Below are 13932 nucleotides of genomic sequence, written 5' to 3' on the forward strand. Positions count from 1 at the left end.
TTTTGTCAGACAAACTGCATGCAGCAATAATCTTCATGGTTATTAATTTGTTTGTGTAAAATTCATGAAATTATTCACCCTAAGAAATGATATCAGTCACTAAAAAAAATGATATTGCTAGATGAAGACACCGGTTTAAAGCCAATCCTTTTTTAAAGGTAATTATTACCACACTTGCTTATCATAGTTTCATCTTTTCTTTCTTTTTACATATTTATAGACCTCAAACCATAAAATAGAAACAGCTGCGATGAAAATAGTCATCCCTAGTTCACTTATATTGAGTGATGTCACCTTAAAGAATAGAGAAATTGGCTTTACGTATAATATAACTAAAAGCATCATTAGAACTAAAGCAGAAATGCCGATGAGTAAAGGATTACGGTTTCTGAAACTTTCCAACACACTATAAAAGAATGATCGATTGACAAAACTCAGTAATATATTGGCAAAGATCAGAGTACTGAAAACCATCGCCCTTGTCTTTTCTTCACTCCCATCGTGCTGTATTATAAATTGATACACAAATAGAATCCCCAAGGTGATCACCAACCCTTGAACAATACTGATTCCCAGCTCATTTAAACTTAAAAAAGTATCTCCCAGAGCTCTTGGAGGCTGTTTCATTGTATTCCTTTCCATGGGTTCATTTTCATAAACTATAGAGCAGGTCGGCCCCATCACCAACTCCAGAAAAATAACGTGTACCGGAGTAAATATTTGCGGAAATGCCCACCCCAAAAACAATGGCAAAGAGACCGTCAGAATAATAGGAATATGAATGGAAATAATATATTGAACTGCCTTTTTGATATTGGCATAAATTCTTCTTCCTGCAGTGATTCCAACAATCAATTTTTCTAAATCATCATTAGTAATCACCAGCGCAGCAGCTGATTTGGCAATTTCGGTTCCTTTATTTCCCATTGCTACGCCAATGTGGGCAGCTTTTAACGCAGGACCGTCATTTACTCCATCACCAAGCATCGCTACCACTTCGCCCTTCTTTTTCAAGGCATTTATTACCGCAAGTTTTGCATCGGGAAACATTCTGGTGAACAGAACGGTACGCTCTGAAATCTTCATCAGCTCTTCTTCAGAATACTTTATAATATCACTACCATTAATTGCAGGAATAGTATTAATAATTCCCGCCTGAAGCGCAATCGCATTCGTTGTATCTGCATTATCTCCTGTAATGACTTTTACCTTAATCCCTGCATCATAAATACTTTGAAAGACTTTCTGAATTCCTTTTTTGGGAGGATCAAAAAATACAGTCAGCCCTAAAAATTCAAATATAAAATCCTGCTGTCTTTTGGGAAAGTTGTTTCCTTCAAAATGAGACTTCGCAACTCCCAAAACGCGGTAGCCTTGCTGCCCAAATGATTTTATAATGGCTCTTATCTTTTCTTTTTCAGTCTCTGACAGCCGGGAAACACTTAAAATAGCTTCTGGAGCTCCTTTTGCGGCTATGATTCTGTCTTTACTTGTGTTTTCAAAAAGATGAGTCATCATGGGAGGCTTGCCTTCAAGCGGATATTCATGGAACATTTTATATTCTTTCCTTACATCATTTTTTTGAGTCTGCTGATATGTTTTATGCAGGGTAATTTCCATAGGGTCAAAAGGGACGGGCTCACTGCCCCACATTGCATAATTAATCAGTTCACTTAAATCATCATTTTTAAATTCCTTTTCTTCATAAATCTTATCGGAAAGGTAATTGTATAAATGTTGAAGCTTCATTGAGTTCTCAGTAATAGTGCCGGTTTTATCGGTACAGATGACCGTGGTGCTTCCCAGAGTTTCTACAATACTGCTCCGCTTAATAATAATTCCCTGACGCATCAGTTTCCAGGCTCCTAAAGCCATAAAAGTTGTAAATGCCACAGGAATTTCTTCGGGAAGTACAGACATTGCCAATGTTAATCCGCTAAGAAGGCTCGTTACAAGATCTCCTGTTTTGATATAACTGAATATGCAGACCATCAAAAAAATAACAATACCGACAACTGCCATCCATTTTACAAACTTCCGGATCTGGATCTGCAATGGAGAAATTTCTTCTGTTATATTCAGTATTGATTGTCCAATTTTTCCGACACGGGTTTCTGAGCCTATTTTTTCTACTTTAAAAACGGCCAATCCTGAAACCGTAACTGTTCCGCTGTATACAAGATTATCCTCCGAGTTGCTGTCCTTGAAAACCGAAAAGCTTTCTCCTGTAAGTGAGGATTCATTAACGGAAAAATCATTACTATGCAAAATCTTTCCATCAGCATTTATAATTCTACCCTCCTCGGTAATGCATAAATCACCTACCACAATCTCATGTGTCGGAATTTCTACTACCTCTGAGTTTCTGATAACCGTACTTAAAGGTTCGTTGAGTTTTTCAAGTTCTTCTAAAGCTTTTTTGCTGCGGTTATCCTGATAAAGGATATAGCGGCTACCGCCACAATTGCAACAAACATAAAAGCAGCCTCGCCATAATCTCCTACAATCACATATATAAGTGAAATAATGATAAGCAAGATCAGCATTGGTTCTTTTAAAATATCAACCAGCAAATCAAACCATGTGTTCTTACGAATACCCTCCAACCGATTATATCCATATCGTTGTCTGGAGGCTTCCACTTCATCTATTGTAAGACCTGCGAGACCATCTGGTAAGTTATAAGACATATCAAATAAATAGGTTATCTAAAAATAAGCAATTATCTCTATACAAACTGAATTTCCATATCTGACCAGAATCAAGTTTCATCGTGATACTGATCATAGAATATTTTGGAATGTTTTTAGATTTATACTGAGCAAACTGAATCGTTGAAATAAAAATCTATTTGATTTTATTAAAAGCTCCTTTAACTTTGTGAATGTAATGAAAAGTATATTTAACATTAAGGATGAAATTCCGACATTAGATCAGCTGAAAGAAGCCTTAGGTGAAACCTATGACCTATGGCAATGCCTTGAGAAATTCACTCATGAACATGACCACAATTCGAAGTCAGAATGGCATTTTTCCGGGCAAAAATTTGGATGGAGTCTCCGAGTTAAAGACAAAAAACGGGTTATAATATATCTTTTACCAAGAGAAAAATTCTTTAAAGCAGCGTTTGTTTTTGGGCAAAAAGCGATTGAAAAAATACTTGAAAGTAACATTTCAGAAAGTATAAAAACTGAACTTATAAATGCAAAAATACATGCAGAAGGACGCGGAATAAGAATTGAGGTCAGAGATAGATCACATTTGAAAGATATTGAAAAACTGATTGAAATAAAGATCGCCCACTGAAATCCCGTTCAAAAAAAGACTGTAAAGGATGGCAGCCCGTTACAGTTCCTTTGGCAAATGATTAGCCCGCAATTATACTGAGATATGATTGCAAAATGCACTACAATTCTTTTGCATTTAAAAGGCTCATATTCCATACTTTAAGAACGAAAACCCCTCAGGAATTGAAGGATCATTTTAAAAGTCAATAAAATATTAGAATAAAAACCCTGCCTTGACTGCCGATATATGGAATTTAGTTTATCTAGTTGTCAAGTGAATAGTTGATGATGACAGCCAAAGCATGGATTATTTTAAAACCCCCTTTTATCATTTTTTTAATGTTGAAAAGGTTTAGAAAAATGAAATTCAAATGTTAGTTTAATTATTCAAAGGGGGTATGGTATATTATATGAGTTATTAGTTTAGTTGTTTCCGTTTTCCCACTCCACTTCCTGTCCTTGTGGTGCAGCGCCTCCTTTGGCCTGCGTGATGGGAGCCGTTTCCTGATTGATGTGGTAAACATACGCTGCAATTTTCTCAGCATCTTTTCCTGTAATTGTTCCTTCTTTTATGAAAGGGCGCATCGTGGGGTTGTTTGGAGAACCATTTTCCAACATCCAGAAAACATTTTTGAATAAACTTTTTTCTTTGTGATTAATCCAATGTCTGTCTGTTAAATTTGGGCCGATGCCTCCTTTTCCGCCGTCTCCATGGCAGGTTACGCAATTTGTTTTGAATAATTCCTGACCCTCTGCGATGTTGTCTGCACTGTATTTTGCAGTTTCTAAATTGATCTGAGGTGCATTTTTTTCAAATTCGGCAATGGACGCAAGCATTGTTTTTGTTTCCGCTGTTAATTCTGCTTCCGGATGGGCGTAGTCTGTGAAGGCAAAAGCGACCATATATACAGCACAAAAAATAAATCCGAAATAAAATAAACCGAGCCACCATTTTGGAAGTGAATTGTCGAGTTCCGTAATTCCGTCGAAACCATGATCAATCAGGATGTCTTTTTCTTCTGTGACAGATTGCTTTTTGAAAGCAGAATTCCAAAGCTTTTGAAAATAGGGTGTATTTTTTTCCTTTAAATATTGCACTTTTTCTTCGTCGGATAATTTGCTGAAATTCTGGTTTTCAATTAAATCTCCAATCGAATTCATAATTAAAAGCAAAATAATGACAATCAACATCAGTCCCCAGAAAAAAGCTGAAGAAAAATATCCCGAATCGTGTGCGAACATTTCGAACGCCATGATCGTTAAACCTACTGTTACAAGGATGTATATGGAGATTGGGGTTCTGGTTTTCATTTTAATTCAGTTTTAAATTAATTGACGCTTGCAGTTTGAATCTGAGTCGTTTTAATATCTGTTCCCAGCCGTTGCAGATAAGCAATCATGGCTATAATTTCCCTTTGTTCAAGCGGAACAAACGATGCTCCTTTCGTAGTCTTATCTTTATCCACCTGTTCTTTCACATCGGTAGCTTCAGCATAAATTCTTGTCACAATGCCTTTTGCTTGATTATCTGCCCACTGGTTTGCAGAATCTATTTCTGCTTTTGTATACGGAACATCAAAATAGTTTTTCATTAATTTCATTTTATCGACCATTTGTGTCCTGTCCAGTTTGTTTGTAATCAACCATGGAAAACGTGGCATAATGGAACCTGCAGAAGTAATTCTTGGGTTATACATATGTTTAAAGTGCCATGAATCCGGATTTCTTCCGCCCTCTCTGTGAAGATCCGGCCCGGTTCTTTTTGAACCCCAAAGGAATGGCCTGTCATAAACAAATTCTCCTGCTTTAGAATACTGTCCGTTCTTTCCTTCAAATCTTACAATTTCATCCCGGAATGGCCTGATCATCTGGGAATGACATGAATTACAGCCTTCACGGATGTAGAGATCTCTTCCTTCCAGTTCTAACGGAGAATATGGCTTTACGGAAGTTATGGTCGGTACACTTTGTTTTAAAGTTAATGTCGGAATAATTTCTACCAAACCTCCAATTGCAATAGCAATGAAAGCCAGAACTGAAAGTAATTTCGGAGTTCTTTCCAGCCATAAGTGTATTCCTTCACCTTCTTTTCTTGCAGATCCGATATTGGCTAATGCAGGTGCTTCTGCAGGAACATTTTTCTGGAATGAACCTTGTTTAATGGTTTTAACCACATTCACGACCATTAAAATTGCTCCTGACAGATAAAACACCCCACCTAAAAATCTCATTTTATAATAAGGAATAATTGCAGTAACGGTATCCAGCCAGTTTTTCCAGACTAAAGTTCCGTCGGGATTAAACTGCTTCCACATTAGCCCTTGAGTGAATCCTGAAATATACATCGGAACAGCGTAGAAAATAATTCCTAAAGTTCCCAGCCAAAAATGCCAGTTGGCTATTTTTTTAGACCAAAGCTGAGTTTTCCACATCACCGGAATAAGGTAATACACAATACCAAAAGCCATGAAGCCATTCCAGCCAAGAGCTCCGATATGTACGTGACCGATGACCCAGTCTGTGTAATGTCCTATTTTATTTAAAGATTTTGTTGCTAATAAAGGGCCCTCAAAAGTTGCCATTCCGTAGCAGGTAACCGCTACAACAAAAAACTTCAAAATAGGATTATCCCTTACCTTATCCCAAGCTCCTCTCAGCGTAAGAAGCCCATTCAGCATTCCTCCCCAGGACGGAGCGATCAGCATGATGGAAAAACCTGTTCCCACCGCCTGAGCCCAGGCCGGAAGTGCGGTATACTGCAAGTGATGCGGGCCCGCCCAAAGGTATACGAAGATCAGAGACCAGAAGTGGATAATTGATAATTTATAAGAGAAAACCGGTCTGTCTGCAGCTTTTGGTAAGAAATAATACATCAAACCTAAAACAGGGGTCGTCAATACAAATGCCACTGCATTATGACCATACCACCACTGGACCAAGGCATCTTTTGCTCCTGAATAAATCGAATATGATTTCCAGCTTGTAAAAGATAGCGGAATTTCGAGATTATTGAAGATATGGAGCATGGCTACGGCAATCCAGGTTCCTACGTAAAACCAAATGGCTACATATAAATGCCGAACCCTTCTTTTTGCAATCGTCCCAAACATATTAATCCCGAAAACAACCCATGAAATGGTAATCAGAATATCAAGCGGCCACTCGTGTTCAGCATATTCTTTTGAGGTGTTGATTCCCATCAGGAAGGTAATTACAACGCTCACAATCATGATTTGCCATGTCCAGAAGTGGATCCATGACAATGTATCACTATACATTCTTGTTTTTAACAATCTCTGCATGCTGTAATAAGCACCACAGAAAAAGGAATTACAGACAAAAGCAAAAATTACGGCGCTTGTGTGCAGCATTCTTATTCTTCCGAATCCCAATGCTCCTTGTGTATTAATCAATCCCTGAATATTTCCCGAAGCTAAACTTTTAATCGTTATATCATCCGTTCCGAATAAGAATTCCGGCAGTTCAGGGTAAAAAAGCATCAGTGCAGCCGTAAGACCTAATAAAAATCCTACCAATCCGAATGCAATCGTAGCATACAGGAATGCCCTGACAATAGTATTGTCATACTTAAATTTCTGCGTTTCCATAATTCCGATAGTATTGTTCTGAAGTAATATTTTATTTAATAAAAAAGACTTTGTAATAAATTTTTAACTCAAATCTTAAATAAAATAAATATCATGTAGCGTAATAATGTTTTGACAAAGGTATTCACTAACTTTGTGTAAGTCTAATAGATATGCTTCTAAAGTATACCGAAAACTACTAAAAGCAATACAATGAAAATTTGCAGTCAAAACATCAGGAAAATAAGAAGGAGCAGGGATCTTACCCAGGAATATATGGCTTTCGAAATGGGAATTTCGCAAAAAGCTTATTCTGATATCGAAAACGCTAAAGTAAAGATCAATCTGGAAATTCTTACGAAGATCTCGGATATTCTTGAAATTAAACCTTCCGAAATCTGCAGTATTTCCCATAAATGTGCCGATGGTTTTGAGGATAAGTATCATGGGCTTTTGGAGCATATGAAAAAAAATGGTATTACTATTCCTAAAGAATATTTATAAGACGCAGCACAAATATATTGGTTAAAAAATAGCAATAAAAAGTTTGAACTGGAAAGTGTAAACATAAAAAAGCCGCTTTAAACATTCGTTTAAAGCGGCTTTTAATTATTTGTTATTATTGGTAATCAATAATTATTTTACTTCTTCAAAATCTGCATCCTGAACATCTTCACCTCCTGCATTGTTTCCGCCAGGGTTTTGAGCTCCTGCATCTGCACCTTGAGCACCTTGTCCTGCTGCATACAATTCTTCTGAAGCTGCCATCCATGCTGCATCCAAAGCTTCTGTTTTAGCTTTTACATCATCTCCGTTTTTAGCTTCGAAGGCTGTTTTCAATTCTGCGTGAGCGGTTTCGATTGCTGCTTTTTTGTCTGCAGATAATTTATCACCGAACTCTTTCAATTGTTTTTCAGTCTGGAAGATCAATCCGTCAGCTTTGTTGAAAATTTCAACCTCTTCTTTTTTCTTAGCATCGGCTGAAGCATTTTCCTGAGCTTCTTTTTTCATTCTTTCGATTTCTTCGTCAGAAAGACCTGAAGACGCCTGGATTTTGATTGTCTGTTCTTTACCTGTTCCTTTATCTTTAGCAGAAACACTTAGAATACCGTTGGCATCGATATCGAAAGTCACTTCGATCTGAGGAACACCTCTTGGTGCCGGTGGAATATCTGTAAGGTCGAATCTACCGATTTCTTTGTTATCGTTGAACATTGGTCTTTCTCCCTGTCCTACTCTGATGCTTACAGCTGGCTGGTTGTCAGATGCTGTAGAGAATACTTCAGATTTTTTAGTTGGGATTGTAGTGTTTGCTTCAATTAATTTAGTGAAAACAGAACCCATTGTTTCGATACCTAAAGAAAGTGGCGTAACGTCTAATAAAAGAACGTCTTTCACATCACCTGTCAATACACCTCCCTGAATAGCTGCACCGATGGCTACAACCTCATCCGGATTTACTCCTTTTGAAGGCTTCTTACCGAAGAATTTTTCTACTTCTTCCTGGATAATCGGGATTCTTGTAGAACCACCTACCAAGATTACCTCATCGATATCTGAAGTTGACAACCCTGCATCTTTCAATGCTTTGGCAACCGGCTCCATTGATCTTCTTACAAGGTCAGCAGATAATTGCTCGAATTTAGCCTTTGTTAAGGACTTCACCAAGTGTTTAGGTCCTGTAGCCGTAGCTGTGATATATGGAAGGTTGATTTCCGTTTGTGTAGAAGAAGACAATTCGATTTTTGCTTTTTCAGCAGCTTCTTTCAATCTTTGTAATGCAATTGCATCAGATTTAAGATCTACACCTTCTTCAGCTTTGAATTCATCAGCCATCCAGTTGATGATCACATCATCAAAGTCATCACCTCCTAAGTGCGTGTCACCGTTTGTAGACAATACTTCGAATACACCATCACCCAAATCAAGGATTGAGATATCGAAAGTACCACCACCAAGGTCATACACAGCAATTTTCTGATCTTTATGGCTCTTATCCAAACCGTAAGCTAACGCTGCAGCAGTAGGTTCGTTGATAATTCTTTCTACTTTAAGACCAGCGATTTCACCAGCTTCTTTAGTAGCCTGTCTTTGTGCATCATTGAAGTATGCAGGAACAGTGATTACCGCTCTTGTTACTTCCTGACCAAGATAATCCTCAGCAGTTTTCTTCATTTTCTGAAGCGTCATTGCTGAAATCTCCTGTGGAGTATATTCTCTATCGTCGATTTTTACTTTTACCGTATCGTTTGGTCCTTTTACCACTTCATAAGGAACTCTTGCGATTTCACTTCCGTCATCTTTAAAATGAGTTCCAATAAATCTTTTTATAGAATATACTGTTTTCTTTGGATTCGTTACAGCCTGTCTTTTTGCAGGATCCCCCACTTTCCTCTCACCATCTTCCGTGAATGCTACAATAGACGGAGTTGTTCTTTTTCCTTCTGCATTAGGAATAACAACAGGGTCTTTACCCTCCATTACAGCAACACAAGAGTTGGTTGTTCCTAAGTCAATTCCAATTATTTTACTCATAATATTATATTTTTTCTAATTTTTTAATTTTCATTTACACTCTCAATTTCTCAATATTTGTACCATTCAAAAATTTATGACAAAATGACAGAATACGTAGATTTTATTGTATTTTACGGCTTAGTCATTATGCTAAATTGTACAATCCAAGCCAGTTTTAACATCAATAAGGCGCAAAAATTAATCAAAGTTTAACCTAAAAAAGTAGATAAAAAAACTATTAATGATTATTTTTGATAATTATTTAAACTAGAGAATGTCACTACACTTCAATCCGAGAGATATCACATGGCTTGCCTTCAACGAAAGGGTTTTACAGGAAGCAATGGACGAAAAAGTACCTTTACACCTGAGAATCCGCTTTTTAGGGATTTTTTCTAACAATTTAGATGAGTTTTTCAGGGTACGGGTTGCCGGATTGAAACGTGCCATGGATTTTAAGGAAAAAGTAATCGCGGAATCCTTTTACCAGCCGCCTTCTAAGATTCTTCAGAAAATCAATGAGATTGTGATGAGGCATCAGCTGAATTTCGACAAAACCTGGAAAAAAATTCAGAGCGAAATGGCTGAGCATAAAGTTTATATTAAAACATCAAAAAACTTAACGGCAAAACAGAAAGAATTTGTCAGAAATTATTTTGATGAAGTCGTGGAATCCAATGTTATTCCTATTTTGCTTCACGAAAACACACCCATGCCTTACATGAGAGACAAAAGTCTTTATCTGGGTGTGGCGATGAGAAAAAAAGACTGGCAATATTCCAGTAATTATGCCATTATTGAGATTCCGTCACGTTTTGTGGGAAGATTTGTTTTGCTTCCTACCGAAGATCCGGAGGAAAAAAATGTGATGCTGTTGGAAGATGTGATCACCTTTAATTTACCTCATATTTTTTCCTATTTCGGGTATGATGATTTTGCGGCAAATGCCTTTAAATTAACAAAAGATGCCGAATTGGATCTTGATAACGACATCAGAACAAACTTCGCCGAGAAAATTGAAAAAGGCTTAAAAAACAGAAGGAAAGGAAAACCAACACGTTTTGTTTTTGATAAGGATATGGACAAGGCTCTCCTTGAAATGCTTATCCGAAAATTAAATTTAACCAAAAAAGACAGCATTATTCCGGGGGGAAAGATTCATAATTTCAAGCATTTTATGGATTTTCCTGACGTTTTCCAGACCTATGAAAGACCTGTCGAGAGAACATCTTTTACGCATCCCGCATTTGAGCATGGCGAAAGGGTGACAGATGTTATTTTACATCAGGATGTGCTTTTAAGTTTTCCATATCATAAATATAATCCCGTGATCGACCTTCTCCGCGAGGCCGCGATGGATCCTGATGTGAAATCAATTCAGATCACGGCGTATCGATTGGCGAGCAGCTCGAAAATTATCAATGCATTGATTTATGCGGCAAGAAACGGTAAAGAGGTAACGGTAATGCTGGAGCTTCAGGCGAGATTCGATGAAGAATCCAACCTTAAGTGGAAGGAAATGCTGGAGCCCGAGGGAATTATCGTATTAGTAGGGATTCCGAATAAGAAAGTTCATGCCAAGCTTTGTATTATTAAAAAAAGAGTGCATAATAAAACAGTTCAATACGGTTTTATAAGCACAGGCAACTTCAACGAAAAAACAGCAAGGATTTACGGTGATCACTTATTAATGACCGCAGATCGTGGCATAATGGCAGATATTAACAAGGTATTTAATGTTCTTAAAAAACCGAAAGAAGATTTCTTACCGGTCCTGAAAACATGCAAGAATCTGTTGGTCTGTCCCCAGTTTATGCGTGAAAAAATCGTTCATCATATTGATAAAGAAATTGAAGAGGCAAAGGCAGGAAGAAGGGCAGAAATGATTATTAAAGCTAACTCTGTAAGCGACAAGGCTTTAATTGAAAAATTATATGAAGCCGCAAAAGCCGGAGTTATTATCAAAATGATTGTAAGAGGGATCTATTGTGCCATCAATCAGAAAGATTTTAAAGAAAAAATAAAGGCGATAAGCATTGTTGATGAATACCTGGAGCACGCCAGAGTGATGTATTTCTACAACAAAGGCGCAGAAGACCTCTATATTTCTTCCGCGGACTGGATGACGCGAAACCTGGATTACAGGATTGAAGCCGCTGTAAAAATCGTGGATAAAAATTTGAAGAAAGAATTGAAAGATATTTTGGATATACAGTTGAGGGATAATGTAAAAGCTCGTATTTTAGACAAAAAATTGAGCAATGAATACATCAGTAACGGCAAAGATGAAATTCGTTCTCAGATTGAAACATATAGATATTTAAAAGCTAAAACCAACAAAAAATGAAGATTGCAGCCATAGATATAGGAAGTAATGCAGCCAGACTCTTAATAAATGAGGTGAAAATCAATAACAGACAGCCGGAATTCATAAAGCTGAATCTGTTGAGAATACCTCTACGATTAGGAATGGATGTTTTCACATCAGGAAAAATAGGAGAAGAAAGAGAAAAAATGGTGATCGACTCCATGAAAATTTTCAGCGACCTGATGAAAATCTATAACGTCGAACATTACAGAGCCTGTGCCACAAGTGCCATGCGTGATGCTGCAAACGGACAGAATATTATCCAGGAAGTAAAAAAAACTTCAGGAATTGATATAGAAATCATTTCCGGTGACGAAGAAGCCTCTTTAGTTTTTGAAAACCACATTGCAGAAGGGCTCGACAAAGAATTTGCCTATTTATATATCGATGTTGGCGGTGGTTCTACCGAGCTTACATTTTATGAAAACGGTAAAATGGTGTACGAAAAGTCTTTCAATATCGGAACCATCCGTTTGCTGAACAATCTGGTAATGCCTAATAACTGGCAGGAAATGAGGGATGAAATCAAGAAAAATATCGTCAGTAAAAAGCCAATCGTAGCTATCGGTTCGGGAGGAAATATCAACAAAGTTTTCTCGATGAGCAAGACCAAAGACGGCAAACCGATGTCTCTGGCACACCTCAAAAAAGTCTACAAAGAATTTGATGATATGACCGTGGAAGAAAGAATGACAAAATACAATATGCGCGAAGACAGGGCTGATGTTTTGGTTCATGCCTTAAAAATCTTCAACAATATCATGACGTGGTCTGATATCAACAGGATTTTTGTTCCGAAAATCTCTGTTGCAGACGGGCTTATTCATAACATTTACAGTCAGTTGCACGATAAAAAATAAATTTAAAAACCGGTCATTTTTGGCTGGTTTTATTTTTGAAGCAATTTCCCGCTATCCACTGCAATCTTTTTTTTCAAAAAAGGATTTTCGTTTCTATCGGGGCTAGGATTTCAGGATTGGTGGCTTCGGGATCCTCAGCCACCATGGAAAGGCAGTCTTTTTTTATTCAAGCCCATTTGTTTTTGTATACATCCTTGATAGCGCAAAGAATTCCCCTCCCCTGGAGGGGTGGCGAAAATTCGTAAGAATTTTTGACGGGGTGGTTTAAATAAACAAAAAGATTTCTCCAGTCATACTTTCCACTCAACGACAAAAAAAAGAAAAATTTTCACAAAATATTAAAGTAAAATTAAATTCTTAAACGTCATCATAATAATAACATTAAAAGAATGAGCCCAATCAAAATAATTCTCACCGGAGCAACAGGTATGGTAGGTGAAGGCGTTTTAATGGAATGCCTTGAGAACCCGAATGTTTCCGAAATTTTAAGCGTAAGCCGAAAGCCTTCCGGAAAAAAGCATGCTAAATTAAAAGAATACATTGTTTCTGATTTTCTCCAAATAGATCTTAATGATGAAAATTTTAAAGGGTACGACGCTATTTTCTTCTGCGCCGGAATCAGCAGTGTAGGAATGAATGAAGAAGACTATACTAAAATCACTTACGACACCACATTACATTTTGCAAAAGCAGCTCTGAATCAAAATCCTAATATGGTTTTCAACTATGTATCCGGTGTTTATACCGACAAAACAGAAAGCGGGAAAATCATGTGGGCAAGAGTAAAAGGAAGAACCGAAAATGCACTAAAAAAATTGGGTTTCAGGGGAGAATATAATTTTCGTCCAGGATTTATGAAACCTGTTGAAGGTCAGGAGAATATAAAATGGTTTTTTAAACCTCTAATTTGGTTTTTTCCTATATTTTTACCATCAAAATCATTATCTTTGCACGACGTGGGAAGAGCGATGATCCATGCTGTGCAAAAAGGGTATCCCACCTCTGTTTTAGAAATTAAGGACATTAAAAATCTAGCGATATGAAAGAAATGTTAAAAAGAATTTTTCTGGTTGCTTTTATATTCCTTGTTTTAGTTGCTATTTCAGGATTTTTCTACATGCAGAAACATCCGATGGAAGGAAAAAAAGCGACAGGCAAGAGTTTGAATTTGTCAGGACAGGTGTCAAAATAATTTTAACCACAAAAGGCAGATTTACAAAATTGCTTTTATTTAAATTGGCTTAATTTACAAGCCTTTTCACATCTTTGCGGTTTTACCGTTAATCAATTTGCCCAGCATTACCTATTTGTTA

General features: G+C 37.1%; 9 protein-coding genes and 1 pseudogene. 6 read left to right on the forward strand and 4 right to left on the reverse strand.

Going from position 1 to position 13932, the window contains the following annotated elements:
• Window positions 1-189: 189 nt before the first annotated feature.
• Window positions 190-2690 (reverse strand): annotated as a pseudogene (locus tag ATE47_RS10955) (cation-translocating P-type ATPase).
• 199 nt (window positions 2691-2889) lie between these two features.
• Between ATE47_RS10955 and ATE47_RS10960 the strand changes: the two are divergent.
• Window positions 2890-3306 carry a DUF3788 domain-containing protein gene (locus ATE47_RS10960; RefSeq protein ID WP_062162010.1) on the forward strand — a complete coding sequence of 139 codons (417 nt, stop codon included), beginning with the start codon at window positions 2890-2892 and terminating at the stop codon, window positions 3304-3306.
• A gap of 404 nt (window positions 3307-3710) precedes the next feature.
• Here the strand turns inward: ATE47_RS10960 and ATE47_RS10965 are convergent, their stop codons facing one another.
• Entirely contained in the window at window positions 3711-4598 is an 888-nt protein-coding gene (locus tag ATE47_RS10965) for a cbb3-type cytochrome c oxidase N-terminal domain-containing protein (protein WP_062162011.1), read from the reverse strand.
• Window positions 4599-4615: 17 nt separating this feature from the next.
• On the reverse strand, window positions 4616-6895 hold the full coding sequence (gene ccoN / locus ATE47_RS10970; protein ID WP_062162012.1) for a cytochrome-c oxidase, cbb3-type subunit I: 2280 nt from the start codon (window positions 6893-6895) through the stop codon (window positions 4616-4618).
• A gap of 192 nt (window positions 6896-7087) precedes the next feature.
• Here ccoN and ATE47_RS10975 point away from each other — a divergent pair, with 192 nt between their 5' ends.
• Complete coding sequence (locus ATE47_RS10975) at window positions 7088-7378, forward strand: helix-turn-helix domain-containing protein (protein ID WP_062162013.1); 291 nt, start codon at window positions 7088-7090, stop codon at window positions 7376-7378.
• A 132-nt stretch (window positions 7379-7510) separates the two neighbouring features.
• Here ATE47_RS10975 and dnaK read toward each other — a convergent pair whose 3' ends face one another.
• On the reverse strand, window positions 7511-9409 hold the full coding sequence (gene dnaK / locus ATE47_RS10980) for a molecular chaperone DnaK (RefSeq protein WP_062162014.1): 1899 nt from the start codon (window positions 9407-9409) through the stop codon (window positions 7511-7513).
• Between the two features lie 256 nt (window positions 9410-9665).
• On the opposite strand from dnaK, the gene ppk1 reads away from it, so the two are divergent.
• The 4 genes from ppk1 (at window position 9666) to ATE47_RS19250 (ending at window position 13811) form a co-directional block, all read left to right on the forward strand.
• Window positions 9666-11738: a polyphosphate kinase 1 gene (gene ppk1 / locus ATE47_RS10985; protein WP_062162015.1), complete on the forward strand. Its 2073-nt coding sequence runs from the start codon at window positions 9666-9668 to the stop codon at window positions 11736-11738.
• Window positions 11735-12619, forward strand: coding sequence for a Ppx/GppA phosphatase family protein (locus tag ATE47_RS10990; protein ID WP_062162016.1), 885 nt, complete (start codon window positions 11735-11737; stop codon window positions 12617-12619). Before ppk1 ends, ATE47_RS10990 begins: the two co-directional genes overlap by 4 nt.
• 389 nt (window positions 12620-13008) lie before the next feature.
• The gene (locus ATE47_RS10995) at window positions 13009-13662 is read left to right on the forward strand and encodes an NAD-dependent epimerase/dehydratase family protein (RefSeq protein ID WP_062162017.1); all 654 of its coding nucleotides are present in this window, start codon (window positions 13009-13011) and stop codon (window positions 13660-13662) included.
• Window positions 13659-13811, forward strand: a complete 153-nt coding sequence (locus tag ATE47_RS19250) for a hypothetical protein (RefSeq protein ID WP_181897997.1) — start codon at window positions 13659-13661, stop codon at window positions 13809-13811. The genes ATE47_RS10995 and ATE47_RS19250 overlap by 4 nt, the downstream gene beginning before the upstream one ends.
• Window positions 13812-13932 lie beyond the last annotated feature (121 nt).

Source organism: Chryseobacterium sp. IHB B 17019 (genome assembly GCF_001456155.1).
Taxonomy (GTDB): Bacteria; Bacteroidota; Bacteroidia; order Flavobacteriales; family Weeksellaceae; genus Chryseobacterium.